General features: G+C 40.5%; 12 protein-coding genes. 10 read left to right on the forward strand and 2 right to left on the reverse strand.

What is annotated here, in order from left to right:
• Positions 1 to 568: 568 nt before the first annotated feature.
• From ACJJIN_RS11545 to ACJJIN_RS11560, 4 genes are all read left to right on the forward strand, one after another.
• Positions 569 to 868 (forward strand): hypothetical protein, encoded by a 300-nt coding sequence (locus ACJJIN_RS11545; protein ID WP_444898169.1) that lies wholly within the window; start codon positions 569 to 571, stop codon positions 866 to 868.
• Between the two features lie 1,056 nt (positions 869 to 1,924).
• The gene (locus tag ACJJIN_RS11550) at positions 1,925 to 2,395 is read left to right on the forward strand and encodes a hypothetical protein (protein ID WP_444898170.1); all 471 of its coding nucleotides are present in this window, start codon (positions 1,925 to 1,927) and stop codon (positions 2,393 to 2,395) included.
• A gap of 90 nt (positions 2,396 to 2,485) precedes the next feature.
• Entirely contained in the window at positions 2,486 to 3,244 is a 759-nt protein-coding gene (locus ACJJIN_RS11555) for a hypothetical protein (RefSeq protein ID WP_444898171.1), read from the forward strand.
• A gap of 456 nt (positions 3,245 to 3,700) precedes the next feature.
• Positions 3,701 to 4,174, forward strand: a complete 474-nt coding sequence (locus tag ACJJIN_RS11560; protein WP_444898172.1) for a hypothetical protein — start codon at positions 3,701 to 3,703, stop codon at positions 4,172 to 4,174.
• 664 nt (positions 4,175 to 4,838) lie between these two features.
• On the opposite strand, the gene csrA is transcribed toward ACJJIN_RS11560, so the two are convergent.
• Positions 4,839 to 5,027 (reverse strand): carbon storage regulator CsrA, encoded by a 189-nt coding sequence (csrA, locus tag ACJJIN_RS11565; RefSeq protein ID WP_444898173.1) that lies wholly within the window; start codon positions 5,025 to 5,027, stop codon positions 4,839 to 4,841.
• Positions 5,028 to 5,792: 765 nt separating this feature from the next.
• Between csrA and ACJJIN_RS11570 the strand changes: the two genes are divergently transcribed.
• The 5 genes from ACJJIN_RS11570 to ACJJIN_RS11590 all read left to right on the forward strand — a co-directional run bounded on the left by ACJJIN_RS11570 (position 5,793) and on the right by ACJJIN_RS11590 (position 14,528).
• A complete protein-coding gene (locus ACJJIN_RS11570) occupies positions 5,793 to 6,743 on the forward strand; it encodes an IS5 family transposase (protein WP_444895065.1) in 951 nt (316 codons plus the stop codon).
• A gap of 1,010 nt (positions 6,744 to 7,753) precedes the next feature.
• Positions 7,754 to 8,107: a VOC family protein gene (locus ACJJIN_RS11575; RefSeq protein WP_444898174.1), complete on the forward strand. Its 354-nt coding sequence runs from the start codon at positions 7,754 to 7,756 to the stop codon at positions 8,105 to 8,107.
• Positions 8,108 to 9,588: 1,481 nt separating this feature from the next.
• Positions 9,589 to 10,833 (forward strand): vWA domain-containing protein, encoded by a 1,245-nt coding sequence (locus ACJJIN_RS11580; protein WP_444898175.1) that lies wholly within the window; start codon positions 9,589 to 9,591, stop codon positions 10,831 to 10,833.
• Positions 10,830 to 11,933 (forward strand): AAA family ATPase, encoded by a 1,104-nt coding sequence (locus ACJJIN_RS11585; RefSeq protein WP_444898176.1) that lies wholly within the window; start codon positions 10,830 to 10,832, stop codon positions 11,931 to 11,933. The genes ACJJIN_RS11580 and ACJJIN_RS11585 overlap by 4 nt, the downstream gene beginning before the upstream one ends.
• Positions 11,934 to 11,972: 39 nt before the next feature.
• Positions 11,973 to 14,528 carry a leucine-rich repeat domain-containing protein gene (locus ACJJIN_RS11590; protein ID WP_444898177.1) on the forward strand — a complete coding sequence of 852 codons (2,556 nt, stop codon included), beginning with the start codon at positions 11,973 to 11,975 and terminating at the stop codon, positions 14,526 to 14,528.
• 212 nt (positions 14,529 to 14,740) lie between these two features.
• Here the strand turns inward: ACJJIN_RS11590 and ACJJIN_RS11595 are convergent, their stop codons facing one another.
• The gene (locus tag ACJJIN_RS11595) at positions 14,741 to 15,790 is read right to left on the reverse strand and encodes an AraC family transcriptional regulator (protein ID WP_444898178.1); all 1,050 of its coding nucleotides are present in this window, start codon (positions 15,788 to 15,790) and stop codon (positions 14,741 to 14,743) included.
• 178 nt (positions 15,791 to 15,968) lie between these two features.
• On the opposite strand from ACJJIN_RS11595, the gene ACJJIN_RS11600 reads away from it, so the two are divergent.
• Complete coding sequence (locus tag ACJJIN_RS11600; RefSeq protein WP_444898179.1) at positions 15,969 to 17,885, forward strand: DUF3604 domain-containing protein; 1,917 nt, start codon at positions 15,969 to 15,971, stop codon at positions 17,883 to 17,885.
• The last annotated feature ends 5 nt before the right edge of the window (positions 17,886 to 17,890 follow it).

Below are 17,890 nucleotides of genomic sequence, written 5' to 3' on the forward strand. Positions count from 1 at the left end.
TTGGCACTTGGCTACTATGCCGTCAGCTGACTTCTATTTAATCACTCTATTCATTTCTGACCGAGACGCTGCCGTGTTCCACCACTTTTTTCTATCCCCGCGATGGCGGCTAGCGGGTTGGGCCTACTTATGAGTCAGCAGCCACGCTGACAGCTTCATAGCAGCAAGCTAAACAGATCTCTCCAGATAAGGACGTTAACTTTATATACACAACTACATCATTGACTCTGCCCGCTAGATCATCTGGCTTCGGTGTCCTTTATCCCCCGCCTCCAGGCTCAGCCTTTTAGGATCTTTCTGTTCGTCAGTTCGTAGATTTGATAGCGACTTCCTCCCACAAAACCTCACGGTCCGCAGTTGCCATTCGCTAGTAGTTAGCATTTAATGGAACCCATTAAACGGTGATCCTCATACAGGAGGCTTCCACCTCATTAGTTCACGCCCATGCTGGGCGTACCAAGTTGCTGCATTCGACAGCCTACACTCCGCACGCTTTATGCTATACGCTACGCTAGCACAAAGCGGCTCCATTTAGGCATCAGCTGAGCAAGGCATTATATTTTGAATCATGGTTGAAGAAGAACTTAAGATCGCATTGTTTGAAGCCGCTAGTTACTTTCGGTCTCGCGGTATTTCTGCATGGGAACTTGAAGCGCTAAAGGCAATAAAAAAAATAGAGAGTAACGACTTTAGCTTTTTAGAAGATCTTTGGATTAAATATGCGCCAACTTGTGATATTGACGATTTACTGCTCACAGAATATGCAGCCGAAGATGAGGATAAGGTGAATAAGCTAAACACCCAGTTAGCAAAGATCGCAAATGAAGTGTTTGCTTTACTAGAAAGAGCAAAGTGTGAAAAAACATAACAAACAGCAGCACGGTCGCCCGCAAATTACCCGGACTGGATGGCCTATGCTTCACCTCGGCCGCCCGTGCTCTGGGCGCTAAACACTAAAGGAAGTATCTACAGTATGCCAAAGTTAAGAAATCCGATAATCACTCAAATACTCGATTACCTAGAGTATGGTGATTCCTGTTTAGAAGACTTTGATACTCAATTTCCTGATGATTCATCTACATTGGCGAAGTTAACTTTTAAACCTCTACTAGGTACAATTTTGTATTAGATGAAACTCATTCTGGTGGAACAATAGACTCAGCATTGACTGCTACCGATCAGAGTAGTAATAGGAGGTTTATAGAACTATTAAGAGGCCCGGAGAATATATGAATCAAGAATCACGGATACATGATGATATAAATTCCGCGATGATCCGGGTGAGCGACTGGGTTTCTAGTATTAGAGATGATCTTGTAACTTCTAGAGCCAGTGTAAGATCAACTATCGATAAGCTAACCGAAAATTTTCAGAGCAGGATCGACGAAAATACTAAAGACTAAGAATCATACTTTGAGCCAAGTGAAGAGGGTCATTTAAAGTCAAGACTGGACGAGCCACATGAAAAAGTAGCTGAACTTGAATCTCGTTTGGAAATATCTCTGAAGGCACAAAGGAAAGACAAAGAGTGATTGATAAAGGTTAATCAGATCTAAAGGTCTACCTCAAAGGCATATGGTATAAAACATTTGGCACGAAGCTCCTTAAAACAATAAAGAAAATATTGAAATCAAAAGAAGGTCGAGAAATGCCAGCAGATATAGCCAGGAAACTATTGCAGTAAATGTTTAACAATATCAATTAAGCGGACAGCCTTATCATTGTTTGTGGCGTTCAGACTGTAGAAAACTAATGTATGTCTTTGCCTCCTCAGGCAGGATCGAATATCAACCATAAATGGTGATTCTACTTGAATTCTGATTTAGCCTTCACTGATAAGTAGGCTATTTTTCACATAAAAAGAAAACACGAAAAGCGGGCTGAGTTTTCCTGCACTTTCGTTAGCACTAATTTGGGACAACCAATGAAAACGACATTACTTTTACTGGTGTTACTTGTTCTTTGTGGATGCTCTAGTAACAAGGTAATTGATAGAACCGAAAACGGTGTACTCATAAATAGCCGAGAAAAAACAGATGGCGGTGTTTCGCTCATTTTTGCTTCAATCGATGGAAAAAAACTTCATCCCGGACCATGGACGGCGCCAATTGAGGCAATCTTTCCAGTTGCGCCAGGACGGAGAGATATTGGGGTAAAAGTTGTATTTACACCAGAAAAAACCACAGCGCAAAAAATAGGTTTTCAAACCCCATTTCACTATGTCCTTGAGTCAAATACTGAGCTATTGGCAGAGGCTGGAAAATCGTACGTGTTGAAAGCTAAAAGGAGTGGAAGTTTAGCTACTTTCTGGATCGAGTCAGAATCGGGGGATATCGAGTCAGAAATTAAAACTGGCCCGGTGAAAAGAGTAACAATTATTCCAGTATTCTATTAAATTAGAATCGGTAGGTAACAGTGCTAACAAAGCACAACAGAATGACAATTTTCTTTATGTGAGCAAGACCACACACAATAGGAGCATAGAGTGAAATTAAGAATTTTTATTATATGGTTCATAAGTAGTACTGCTTTCGCAAGTGAACACCTTGAACCTGAGGACTCTCAATTTTCGAGAGAGTTCTTTGGCGGATATACGCATCTTGTCTTAAGTTATCTTGGTTCAGCATATGAAGAAGATGTAATAGTAAGGCTTATTGGATTCCCTTCCTTTTCTCCTGAATACGTCTTGGGTATAAAGCAAAATGATAAAGAAAATTATATATTTTTTGAGTCCCCCAAAATGCAATTATGGGGATACCAAATGATGCCTTTGATGGAAGAAGGTTCTGTGAAGGTTATGAATGATGAGGGTGAATTCGTTAAAGATGAAGCAGGGCTTAAAGAACTAGAGTCCAAATACCCTAAATCTCCCCAAGAAATTCCACGAATAAGATGTAAAAAAGAAATTCGTCAAGAGTTAGCAGATAAAATTCAGTATGTTTGGCAAGAAATGCTGTATGAAACAAGGTATCCACGAGATTTTTCTATGGGAGCAGACGGCCAAACTTACCACTTCTCAGCAAAAATATTTGGAAACTTGAATTACGCTGGTAAGGTATGGTCACCTTCGCCAGAGAGCAAAACAGGTAAACTCGTTAGAATATCTGATTTAATGGTGGACTACTGTCTTGAAGGCAAGAGGAGAATTAGGAAAGAGCTAGAGAAAAAAGTAAGCACTTTTAAAATAGAATTAGAAAACATTAACAAATCAATCCAACCGTCCGCTAACGCATCAGTTGATTGAAGTGTTTTAAGTATAAATAGGTGGGAAGATGTTACAGGCTGCAATAATTGCTTTGATATTGATAGGCATCTACAAGCTAATTGACAGAAACAAGTCACAAAGTAGTGATCCAAATATTGACTGGTGGGTTGCTTTTACCTTCGTTTTTGTACCTATGATTCTTATATTCATAATCAGCTTAGTAGTCATAGGAAATGCTTTTTCGGAGATCATTATTTTATCGGCCTATTCCTTATATTTTATTATTCCATTTATCTATTTAAAGAAGATTCTAGGCTATTCAGCAAAAAAATCACTAAAGTATTCAGTATGGGTTCCGGTTACGGTGTTGGCTATAGAAATTCCATATACTTTGTTTTTCGGCCTACACAATGCTTAACAAGCTTGTGTTGTCGCCTCCGACTTGGACAGCCTAATGCATAGGTTCTCATAAAAAGGCGTTATGACCCATAGAAAATGAATATATTACCGGGTATTGGAATAGGTAAAATTAGGTACGGCATGATAGAGAAAGAAGTCATTTCTTTCTTGGGCAAGCCAGATCGAGTTGAGGAATCCGAGTATGTTGAAGGCAAAGGTGATTGGCATAGAGAATTATGGTATTCGCATAGAAACTTAACATTTATCTTCAATGATAGTGATAACTTTCGCTTAGGTACAATAACAGTTATGGGGGCCGGATATTCATTATTTGAACAGCAACTATTCGGTTTAGGAATCAAAGAAATTTCAAGGTTAATAGCTAAACATACTGGAGAGATAGCAAAACTAGAAGACTGGTCTTCCGAAGAGCTTCCAGATCATAAATGCTTAATTCATGATGGTTTAGGTATAATGTTTTGGTTTGATTACAATTACCTTGCAGAAATGCAGTGTAGCTATCTATTTGAGCCGGACAACGAGACTGTTATATGGCCAGTAAAGTCATAACAAGTTTAGCCAGCATCGGCAAGCCAAAAAAGTAACTGGGCAGGACCTTACTTCCTTCGGCCTATGCTAAAGGCGTTAAGCACCGACAATATACGGATCAATAATGAAGCCTGATGAAAGATGGAAAAAGATTCGATCTAAAGGGTCGTTTCATTTTACTTTAACTAGAGGTCTATTTGGGGGCGGTTGTTTACTATTTGTTAATGGGTTTCTATCAAGGCAGATGATCTATAACCAACCCATTCTCACTATGGATACATTTTGGTCAGTAATAGGTAGTTTGGCTGTTGGGTTTCTCTTGGCAGGTGTAATCTGGTCTATTAATGAGTCAAGATACAATGGGCCCAGAACCTAGATCACATAGCCGGTAGTTTTTAGCTACCGGCCCCCACACCACCCATAGTGCGGGTTAGAGATGGGCAGCTCCCAATCAGCAATAAATCTCTACTCAACATTACTGTCGAGCAGCTCTTCATTTGAGTTGGAACAATCTTGGGCGTCCACAAATTGGGCACCTATGGCTTATTGGTAGGTGAGTTCAACACTAACCCATTGATTACATCCAGCAAATAGGAGGCGCTAGCAAAGGCACCCTATATCAAAACCTTTGCCGCCATGGTTTTGATATGGATGCTTTGGGAAATCTGTAGCCACAGCGGGGCTATCAACGATCTCCTCTTCCAAGTGCCCGCTCCTTTTGTGCACGTATATATATTTCTTCACGGTGAACAGGCAGGGATTTGGGAGCAAGTATGCTTATCTTCACTTGATTACCTTTAACTTCCAATACGGTAATTGAGACATTTGCTCCAATCCTTAAATTTTGACCCGTCCGGCGCTTTAAGATCAACATATTTGTTTCCTCTAAGACTCAAACCATTTGTAGGCCACCCTTAATGGAAGGCTTTGTAAGTAATTTTTTGAGGAAATATGAGGTGGTGCACGAGAACGGTAGGCATAGAAGAAGAAAAGGCGGGCACTACGCTCCCAGAGCTTGGAGAACCTCTCCAAACTGCTCAATATACTCCAGTTTATTGAAGACGAGCGGGTTTCTAGCGTATGATCCATATAGCCATTTTGATAGTCTGCTTATCAATTTGGTTAGCTGGCCCCTGGTGTTCCACCACCTCGGGTCAGCGCCTTTTACTTGCTTTTACGTCACAATACCGCTCTCCTTTGACGGGCTGATTCTTAGAAAATTATTGACTTGGTTAAACTTCTTTGGTAGCTGACATTTTAAAAGGCAGCTCAACGCCGACCAAAATACCAATAAGTATCCATTGATTTTACGCAGCTTTGACACTAAAACAAACTTAATAAAATCCTATAAGATTATTTTTGTGCCTATATTTTTAACTTTATGCTTTGAATAATCTGAGTTATTCACAAAACAAACCATTTATCCTGGTGCTTTTATTAAGCTCACTCGAAGGAACTCAGAAAAATAGATTACCAGTGCTACCACTTACCATAAGCCCCTTACTTCTTAGAGCCAAAATTTCTTAGTATTTTTAATGTATTACTGAGGATTTTAGGTAACCATCCTACTAGGGAACCTCTGAATAATTCCAAGCCAATATTGGTAATATTCACCTACCCATCAAGACTACGATGAATTATGCACCAAGTCACCTTTGCCGAAGCAGAATATAAGCTAAAGCGCCGTATAACTCGCCGAGAGAAGTTTCTTTCTCAAATGGAAGCCCTCATCCCATGGCAGCGACTAGAAGCTCAGATCACTCCTTGCTATCCACAAGGCAAACGTGGCCGACAGCCATATCCATTGAGTGTCATGCTCCGTATTCATTGCATGCAGCTATTTTATAATCTCAGTGATCCCGCTATGGAGGATGCACTGTATGAAATTGAATCCATGCGTAGTTTTGCTGGATTGACTTTGAGCGGCCCAATTCCCGATGAAACAACGATTCTTAACTTTCGCCACTTACTGGAGCTCAATCAGCTAGGTGCAGCTCTTTTTGATGAAATCAACAAGCATCTTGCTGAGAATGGCATGGTACTGCGTGAAGGTACGATTGTAGATGCCACTATTATCTCTGCGCCAACTTCAACCAAGAATAAAAAGAAAAAACGTGATCCAGAAATGCATCAAACAAAGAAAGGCAATCAGTGGCATTTTGGAATGAAAATGCATATCGGGGTTGATGATGTGCTCGGAGTAATACATAGCATAGATACAACAGCAGCGAATTCGCATGATGTCACAACTACAGAGCGAGTTCTCCACGGGGAGGAGAAAAGAATCTGGGGAGACTCTGGGTACATTGGTGCGGAGAAACGTGAAGAGTTGAAAGAGCGGGAGGCGGATTGGTATATAGCAATGAAGCCGAGCAAGCTAAAAACTCTTCCAGGGCGTGATGCACTTCGTAAAGCGGAAAAGATCAAGGCGCAGATAAGAGCGAAGGTCGAGCACCCCTTCCGCTACATCAAACGGGTATTTGGTTATGACAAGGTCCGCTATCGGGGACTGGTAAAAAATACTGAGAGGCTGTGCTTACTGGCAGGCTTTACCAACTTAATAATAGGGAGAAAATACTTGGCTGCCTAGGGGTGGTTCGCCTGAAATCCACCTATTGAGGGTTTCAGATGAAAAATTAGTGGACTATTACGCGCAAATTACGCGTTTGTGCGTAATAAAGTGAATTTTTCAAGCAGCTCAGCTTAATTCTGGAAAAATGCTTCGTTGATCAGAGGGTCCCTAGGAATAGTAATGGCGTTATTTTTATACCCTTTAGGGATTTGGTTTTTTTATGCGACAACCCCTAAAAATTCACTTCACTCAAAGGGTGAAATTATAAATTTTCTAAGTGTATCTCAGAAAGCGAACCCAAATCGAAATATACGCACATCGATTGAACTCGCTAGGGGTGGGATTGTAGAGTAATTGAGATATAAAGTAACGGTTTGGAACTAGCACTCCTATCAATTGACGACACTAATCTGGTGCCGCTCAATCAGATACAGCGAGCTGATATAATTCCCACGGAATTCCTGGTTTTTTTGGCTGGGAGCATAGCTGACTACTGCTAGCTTCCTTCACTACCGCTAAGTGAATCGGTTATTGTGGGAATCTAGGCTGCAATTGACCCTCCATTTGGTCTAGAATTAGCTCCCAAGGAAAGTGCATATCTTTGAACTGTTTGAGCTTGTGAATCAGCTCATATGGAAGAATCAAAGTGCTAATCTATCAATCAACTAACCGTGGGTGACAATAGAAATTGAAGGTCTTATAACCTCAGCAGAGAAAAGATTGAGTGGTTTTGGCGGAAAGCTTTTTGACTGGATTTTGGAGCAAGCAAAAGTTGAAGGCTGCAATCAAGTTCGCCTTGTTTCTGGTGTCCAACGCTAGCAAGCTCACAAATTCTATATAGAAAAAGGTATGGTATGGGAAGCAAAGTACTTTTCCATTAATGTTTAAATTCCATTACCAAGCTATTAACCTAATCTCTGCGTACTATCAATTTTACGTAGATACCAAAAAATCATCCCATTTAGGAATGGTTATAGAGACGTTGTACCTAAGACTTACCCACGTTTACGAACAACAAGGTGAAACTTATGTTGAATCCATTTCATCTCTCTTTCGTGGTTCCCGACAAAGAGGAAGCGAAGCGCTTTTACTTAGAAATTTTGGGTTGCCCTATAGGTCGTGACAATTCCACCTGGTTCGACATTTTATTTTACGGCCATCAAATTACAATTCATCAAGCTTCCGACAAAATGCCGGCCTACCAAATTGACCATTTTGGACCAATTCTAAGCAAAGAGGAATGGCTGTCCGTATTAGAAGTTTGTAAATCAAATGATATAGAGTTTGTAGCAAATAGCCTTATAAAAAACGAAGACGCTGAAGATGAGTCAGGCAAGTTTCTTATAAAAGATCCCAGTGGTAATACACTTGAATTCAAGTAATATATGAACTTTGAGTGTACAGTTGGGTAGCGACATCTATCGACCAGAAAACAAACGATCTGTGGGCTCCAAAGACGGAGCCCAACCTATCCGCTCGCGGTGGGAGCTTCAACGTCAAATTCGGGAGAGAACAACCATATCTGCTCCTAAGTTGCCAACATAAGTGACACAGCACCACGTCGCCATTAGCTCTGATTACACAAATGCTCGTTGCCTTAATGTGCTTTAGAAGCTTTCACCAAATCGCCTGTTTTATCCAATCACGCTGTAGAGCAAACTGCTCTATAAATCTTCATAGCTTTCTCTCATTTCTGGGTATCAGAGTATGAAGTCGGCAGTTTTGGAATTATTCGAAATCGGAAATGAAGATTTCGCTCGATGAATTTTAAACCAGAAAGCAAGGAGTCTTCGAGTTATAAAAATATGAATTATCTAGACATATGGTTCCAAGAGTATTTCAAACGACCAATCGCCTTTGACAATTATTAATCAAGTGATCTTATAAAAACTGAGATTCTATTGAAATAATAGATATTTATTCCAATCTTAGGCCACCCCGAACATTTTTTATTGCTTTCAATAAAACCTGAAACTGAAAGCAACTGCCAAATATAGCTTTCACCTAACACTGCTAAAAAACTGAAGGTTTTGACTATTTCCGAATACTTAAACTTATTTATTCATACAAACCTTGGGAAAATAGCATTCGAACGACTCAGCTCTTCCTTTCAGAATATTCGAAATATTTAGGAAGCATCCTAAAGGCAATGAATGTGAATTTTTTCTGTACCCCAGGATAACTCTTAACGCCATAGCCTCCTACTTGATACGAGTGTTTCAGAACCGCATGATCTATTGCGTTTACTATTCTTTAGCAGTTGCGTCAGATTGATTCTAAAGCGGTAATCTGGATAATACCAACCAAAATGACAACCGAGCAGCCATTTTAGGTAAGGAAAGAAGATGAAGAACCTCACAATTACATATAGCTCCCCCTTAAGTACTAAAATATCATTCTGACATGTATGAAATCACATCTCACAATGAGCTTGTACAAAAGATGGGGGGAGTATCTTGCTGCAATGAATCTGTACTCAGTAAACTAGGCATCAAGAAGGATAGAGTCAGCAACATATCAAGCACCAAAAATCAATAGCAGTATTTATGCAGAAATAGAGATATAATTGATAGCGATCTTGTTACAAGTCATGAAAATGACATAATGTCTAAGGATGAGAAACCTTCTCCCTAAAAGCAATCATAACTGGTGATCAAGAGAGCAAATCTAAAGTACTTTTATATTGCGAGTACCTAAAGGAAATCTGTTTTCATTTCGTGAGTTAGGGAAATATAGGCTTAAATAATACATTTCGTCATTGACTCCAAAGATCAGTCACAAAATTTAATTTCGCATTAAATAAAAACGACAAATACCTAGGCTTCAACTTCTCCATAATTTTACCTTAGTTACTTTAGGCGCTATGTCTACCTCTAAATACGAACAATTAACTAGAATCAGCACAAAAATCCTATTGCATGAGCCCTTTTATGGTCATTTTATGCTTGGGATGCCAAAAAGCCTGGATGAATGCGTGGATACAGCCTGCGTATCACTCATAAATAAACAGGTAATAAAACTATCAATCAACCCTCAATTTTGGGCTTCACTTTCAGAAAACCACCAATATGGCTTGATTAAACATGAGTTATTGCACGTTGTTTTTCGACACTTATTTGCACAAAGAGAATATTCCAATAAGACCGTATTCAACATAGCTGCCGATCTTGCCGTCAATCAATACATTAAACAAGAACAGCTACCAAAAGGAGCAATAACACTCGATAAATTTTTCTATTTACGTCCTCTTTATGGTATCTCACTTGAACCAATGAAGTCGGCAAAATACTACTACCAAAAGTTAATGGATGCGATAAAGGCTGAGCCTTTTAAACCAATATCTAATTATGAAAATCAACATGGTAAGATAACTCCGCTTACAGATTTAATTTCTGAAGACAACCAAGAACAGAAAAAACATAAAAGCTGGCAAGAATTTTCCGCACTTAATCCATCTGAAATTAAAGTTATGGAGTATCAGCTTCACGGCCAGGTGAAGCATGTTATGAATCGTTTATCCACCCACCAAAAGGCAGCTGGACACCTGCCTTCCAGTCTAACTGAATATTTAAAGAGCTTTTTAGAAGAATACAAACCCCAGGTGGACTGGAAACGTACAGTCAAGCGTTTTGCTGCATCTAGCAATAGCACCTTTATAAAAAACACATTACGGCGTCCATCCAAACGATACGGAACCACACCAGGAATTAAAGTTAGGCGACATCAGAGAATCCTAGTCGCGCTTGATACATCGGCTTCTGTTCCCATAGATTATTTTGATACTTTTTTTGGTGAGCTACACCAAATATGGAAAAATGGAGCTGAAGTTATTATCACAGAGTGCGATGCCAACATTCAGAAAACTTACAAATATCTAGGAGTTAAACCAGAATTTGTGCATGGCCGAGGTGGAACTAGCTTTAACCCACCTATACAGCTAGCCAACCAGGAAATTCATCCAGATGGTATCATTTATTTTACCGACGGTGGCGCACCTATACCAAGCTATAAATCTAGATGCCCAATACTTTGGGTAATCGTACCCGAACAAATGAGCGACAGTGACTGGTCGCATCTACCAGGCCAAACAGTGGTGATTAATTCGTGAGTAAAAATTATCTTACCTATGGGCTTAAATCCTCCTCAAAAGAAGCTACAGAGTTTATTGAACATATACTTCAAACCAATATAACTGCCGAGGAAGAAGGCAAGAGGAAAACCCCAGTATGCATATGGGGCAGGCATGGGATCGGTAAAACTGAGCTGGTCGGACAAATTGCTAGTGAACTAGATTACCGATGGACATATATCGCACCCGCTCAATTTGAAGAAATGGGAGATCTATTGGGGATGCCCAAGGTAGATGGGAATAAAACGGTTTTTGTTCCACCCAGTTGGGTGCCAACGGACGAGGGACCCGGTATTCTGCTCATTGACGATGTTAACCGCGCGGACGATCGGATTTTGCGTGGCATCATGCAGCTACTTCAGAATTTTGAATTAGTAAGTTGGCGATTGCCCAAAAATTGGCAAATTATACTCACAGCAAACCCGGATGGCGGTGATTATTCCGTGACGCCAATGGATGACGCTATGCTGACACGCATGATGCATATCACTATGGAATTTGATGCGAAAGTCTGGGCCAAGTGGGCTGAACAAGCAAAGGTTGACCCTAGAGGGATTAACTTTGTATTGATTTACCCCGAAATAGCAGCTGGTGAGCTGACTACACCCCGCTCATTGGTCCAATTTTTCAATAGTATCAACTCCATCAGGGACCTAGAGAAAGAGCTACCACTGGTTCAAGCTCTCGCTGCTTCGTGCCTAGATGAAGAAACAGTTACTGCATTTGTTACCTTTATTCAGCAAAATCTTACCGAGCTGATCGAACCGGAAAAGATCTTAAATGCCAAGAGTTTTAAGAAGGAAGTTACGGAGCCTATTGAGAAGATAGTAAAGAAAGATGTCTTACGTGTAGACATCTTAGCAACTCTGGCAACGCGAATGTCAAACTACTTAACGATAAATAAGATAGCACCAACTAAACCACAAATAGAGAATATTCAATCTTTTATCAAGATGGATGTAATTCCAAATGATATTCGTTTATCCCTCCTTCAAGACATCATGAATACAGACAATACAAGATTAAAAATGGTCATGTCTGATCCAGAAGTAAGCATGATGCTACTCAAAAATATGTAATCATAGATAATCTGATAAATAAGCAGAGTTCCATCACATATGAACACCCTTGAAGATATAGAAAAAACACTATCGGAGTCAACGTCGATACGCAGACTGGATATTTCTGGGAAAGAATTAAAAACAAGTAAACTCACAGAATTCCTAAATCGCTGTAGAAGCGATTTAAATGACGTTAAATATCTAAGAATTGATCTATCAGAATTAGAGAAAATACCAGATGAAATTTTCACACTAAAAAATTTGCAAGAAATATGTCTTGTCGGCAAGAAAATTGAAGGCCTAAAGGGCTTGTCTCTTCCAGCCCAAATAACCTCATTTACTTTAAACTGTGACTCGATAGATGAGCTGCCAGGATTTCTTTATACGAATACGTGCAAAAGAATACTCATCAAATGCAAAAATCTAAAAAAAACTTGTAAAGATTTAATCCGCCTACCAGAAAGAGACACACGATTCACTATTGAAATTGACAACCTGTTGGAGCTTCCGCCTATTGAGATAACCTCTAGTGTTCAATCTTTTCAGTTGAAAAGTAAAGCTCTTAGCCATATCGATTTTAACTTCTTTCGTAACATTGTTGTTGGCAGCCTGACGGTAGACTGTGATAAGCTGAAGTCTATCAAAAATATCAACGCAACTGATCATGTAAAATACTTTAACCTCTATACCACACAACCTCTAGATTTTTCTCAGTGGTCGATATCTGACACAATAGATACCTTAAAAATAAAGACATGCAGCCTTAAGCTACCCGAACTAACCCAAGCAACCCAACTTCGTTCACTTCACATCGAAGGTGTATCTGGAGAAATCACCCAAGATATCGGCAACTGTTCCAACCTTACAGAATTGTCTATTCGCAACTCTACAATCAGTTCAATAAGCCCTTATATTGAACAGTGTCAAAACCTCAAGTCTATATCGATAGACGGTGGTTTAGACTTTTTCCCAGAGTGTATAAGCAAACTTCGAAAATTGAATTCACTAAGACTTACCAATAATAAGATATCACAAATAGATATTGACTGGTCAGCTCTTATAGACCTCAGCTACTTATCTCTTCGTAATAACAATACGGTATTCTCTTCACTGGCATTCGTTTCAGATTTACCCAACTTATCAAAGCTCAATATAGATGGAAACACACTTGAAAACCGTTACGTGCTTCTACATAGAAAAAAAATACCGATAGAACAAAGCTATTCTATATTCTCAAGTGCCAAAGGATCTATAGAATATCTTCTAGGATTTTGCTCAGCGCTTGCCAAGACACGACTTAGCGAGCAAAATAAACGAAGACTACTAGATTTTGTTTGGGAACACGGTTCAGATATTAATCTTCTTTTACAAGATCCAGAATTACTAACATTAGCACTAAGCGTTCAATTCAAACCTATCAAAACCAAGCTAATTGATTATGTACAAACTTTCGTTAAGAGCCATAGTGGCCTTGAACTCTTAAGTAAGGAGTCAGTTCTTTACATTGAAGGAAAACCAAATACCACTCTCAAAAAACTTAAAGAAAAAGTGTCTACAATTGGCTATGGATTTAGTAAACATTTAGATGAAAATGTTACTCATGTAATTATTGGCAAGTCACCAAGTAACCCTAAAGTTTTTGACTCGGATCGATTTGTTTATTTAACAGAGAATGACGTATTTAGCCTTGAGTCACAACAGAATCCCAAGTTTCTAGAGCAGCAAGTTCAACAGGGTGACACCTCGGCGTTGGACGCTGTAAACGATTTGCTTTCTAATGTTGAGCCTGTCAATGTTAAAATTGGACTTCAAATGCTCGAGACGGGAGGAGTACCCGCAGACATACTTGAAACTGTATTAATGATTGCCAAATCGAATCCAGATTCAAAAGTCCGAGCACAAGCAAAGAAGGTCCTGGTTGAGCAAGGGCCTTCAGAGTGGGCATTGCTTATTGATGACAAACAACTATTTAAAAATCTCAATGAGTCTGTCAAAGAGCAAGATATAAACAACAAACTCAAGAAGATTGAAAAAACGGCTGGTTTCGACTCAGCAGCAACTCTCTCCCTTGCACTATATAAACGTTACAAAAAGGGGCTTCGCTTTCTTATCGAAAAACGTTCTATGAATGAACGCTGGCTACAAAGAATGTATACGCTCCTAATGGAAGGAGAGCATTTTGCATTTTCAACAGGCTTAGGATATAAAAATTGGAAAAACACCCGACCTGAAGATGTCACTCTATTTCCACATCGAGCAAACTATTCTTTTCCTAAAGACGTATTAAAGTGGCATACGGTAACAAGTGTTAACTTGCATAATACAAAATTAACTTCACTTCCAAAAGAATTGGTATTGTTTAAGGATCTTAAAAAGCTTGACTTGTCGGCAAACTACTTAGCTTCACTAGGCTCTCAAATCGAGGAGCTAGAGAAAATTGAAGAATTAGATTTATCTTTTAATAATTTCAAGAAATTTCCGTCCAATATCACGAAGCTTCCTCGACTAAGAAAAGTCGACCTGCGACACTGCAGTATAGATTATGATCAGAAGCCGTTGACGATCCCGAAGACGGTGAAAAATGCAATACCGGATTGCGAAATATTAGTATAAGACACAATTTGAGACGTACGAATAATTAGAGCTTTCTGATTTCATACTTAATTATATATTGGTCCTGGTTCAGAGTTCTCTGAAACCTATTAAGTCAAGAACATGCAATCGCACGTTCTTGACTTAGCACAACACATAATCCCTCAACAATTCGCAAACTCTAAGAACTATTAGCGCAAATCAAACCAATCATTATTTATAAATTGATATATTCAAATTTTATCTACACGGATTTCAGTAGAATTACCCCTAATATAATTACCCCGAAACTCTCGCGGAGATTGCCCAGTCCATTTTTTAAAGCTTCTGGAAAAACTACTGGTATCACCGAATCCTAATTTGTAGGCGATTGACGTGATCGGGGTATCACTTTGCTTAAGATACTGCACAGCCTGATGCTGGCGTATTTCATCTAGCACAGTCTGATAACTGGAGCCTCTTTCTTTTAGTTTTCTATGCAAACCACGGCAACTAATCCCAAGCTCCTTGGCCACGACCTCTTGTGAAAAATTACCTGAAGACATCAGATCAATAAGCACTCTACTGGTCATGCTAACTATGTCATTCTTCTGCAAACGCTCCAAGTAACCAATCAGGGCTTGCTCGTTGACCCTGACCAGCTCATCGTTTCCCGAAGAGAGCTTTCGATCAACAAACTCTTGTTTAAATCTAATCTCACAAATGTCTGCCGAAAAGTTAATTGGGCACTTATACATCAATTGATGCCGCTCAAGGGTGGTAGGTCTGGACCTCTCCAGATTAATAGAAATCAAATGATGATACACATCGGGGCATATCTTTCTGATGGACTTTATTAGCAAAGCCATAAAGGCATCTATAGCATGAATACTTGGATCATATGAAAAATTATCAACTTTTTCCCAGGAGACTACTACTTGTTTCTGTTCATCATGAACATTGATTCGCATAGCGGTGGTAACCACTTCTGAGAATCGAGCAGATCTTAGTAAACTCTCCCTGATGGAGCTACTGGCCAAGTGGGCATAGCTTAGAGCGTGAAGGTTTGTATGATTCACATACTTAGTGACTTGCAGGCCGATACAATCATCATCTGATATAGATTCAGCGAGCCCCCATAGTTTTTTCATATTCTCTAAAGGAATTCTCTGGTTTGCATCCACTATGCATTTGGGGTCAATTTCTGCACGCTGCAAAATTTCTTGGGTGGAACAGAATGGTTTTAGGGCCTCAACAATAGGTAATACCCAAGTTGCAATGGTCGTGTGTCCATACTCAGCCATCTACAAATGTGTCCTAATTGGTCAAGAGATTGGCTTTATTTGCAAAGAAACCTAAAAGCCAAATGATTAGCATCTAATCAATCACATCCTTATTTACCAAGATTATCCTAACGATCCTGACATGTTAAGAGGATCTAGTCGCCTAAAAGATAGCCAGCCGACGCTGGTAATTGGAAATATGAAAAATCCCATAAAAAGAATAGCACGTCTGGTAGGGGTTACATTATCCATCGCTCACCTAAGTGTTACTGCTAGTGAGCCCACTCAGGTTTTCTGGGGAGATATGCACCTTCATACCTCCTATTCGTTCGATGCCTTCTTAAGCCAAAATTATTCGGCAACTCCAGACACTGCTTATCGCTGGGCCAAGGGACAGCCGGTTATTCACCCCTACACTCATGCGAAAGTACGTATAGACACCCCCCTGGATTTTCTCGTGGTTTCAGATCACGCTGAAGGGCTGGGTGTTATGAGGGCAGTGGTGAATAAGACAGATGAGCTAGACAGCGATATGTCCTTATACCAGTCGATGATGCGCTGGTTTGCCAAGCAGCATATCCGATATAAAGTATCTATGAATGAAGGTATGGATATTTTCAATGAGTTACTGCCCGCTAAGGCTCTCGACACAGTAGCTCCCGCCGACCCTGTCCAGGACCCGGCTAACAAGTTCCCAGAGCCGGTTCTTGGTGATTTGGATAAAACCCGGACAAGTGCATGGAGCGCAATAGTCGATGCTGCAGAGCGCCATAACAACCCAGGCACCTTTACCAGTTTTATTGGCTGGGAATGGAGCTCAACCCCAACAGGGGCCAACTTACACCGGGTTGTGGTCTCCCCTGATGGGGCGGATAAAGCTAAGCAGTATCTTCCTTTTGGGGCTGATCAGAGCCAGTACCCAGAAGATTTGTGGTACTGGTTAGATGAGACATCTAAACGGACTGGCAGTGAATTCATTGCGATTCCCCACAACTCCAATGTATCCAAAGGCTATATGTTTGCAGAAACCACTCTGCGTGGTGAGCCAATTGATACACAGTATGCGCGTACACGCATGCGCTGGGAGCCCCTGGTTGAAATAACACAAATTAAGGGGGACTCAGAAACCCATTCAACACTTTCCCCGGACGATCCTTTTGCCGACTTTGAGAATTATCCATTCTACCTACAAGCCGACCCGGAGTCGTACCGTGTCGCTAAAGGTGATTTCGTCCGATCCGCCTTACGCACAGGGCTGGAAATACAGGAGAAAATAGGTGTAAACCCTTATAAGCTGGGGTTTGTGGGGTCCACAGATTCACATACTGGTATGTCAACTGCTGAGGAGAACAACTTTTGGGGCAAGTTTGCCCATGACTCAGTACCAAGCAGCAAGCGAACTAACACTGTCATTGGCGGAACCAAGGCTACAGGTTGGAACATGTCCGCTTCTGGACTCGCCGCTGCTTGGGCTGAAGAAAATACCAGAGAAAGCCTTTTCGCCGCATTTAAGCGCCGTGAAGTATACGCCACTACAGGCCCTAGAATTCAGGTGCGCGTCTTTGCAGGCTGGAATTTTCCGAAACACGCTATCGATGCTGAGAATATTGCTGAACTAGGTTATTCCCATGGAGTACCTATGGGGGGGGATTTAGTGAAACCACAAGGAACTGACCAACCAATTCAGCTACTTATACGCGCGACAAAAGATCCTAAAGGAGCAAATCTGGATCGAGTTCAGGTGGTTAAATCTTGGCTGGACTCAACAGGAAAGAGCCAAGAAAAAATATTTAATGTTGCCTGGTCTGGCGAACGCACGCTCAATAACCAAGGGCAGCTAAGGCCTGTGGGGGATACGGTAAATCGAGAAACGGGGCAATACACTAACAACATTGGCTCCATAGAGTTATCAACCCTATGGCAAGATCCAAAGTTTAATATGAACGAAAGAGCCTTTTACTATGTTCGGGTATTGCAAATCCCTACCCCACGCCATTCACTCTACGATGCGATAGCTGCAAAAGAAATCAATAATGGAAATATTCAGGTACCCTCTGAAGGACCTGCCGTTATCCAGGAGCGCGCTTATACATCCCCAATTTGGTATACCCCCTAAGATTG

Source organism: Microbulbifer maximicatervae (SeqCode) (assembly GCF_052467505.1).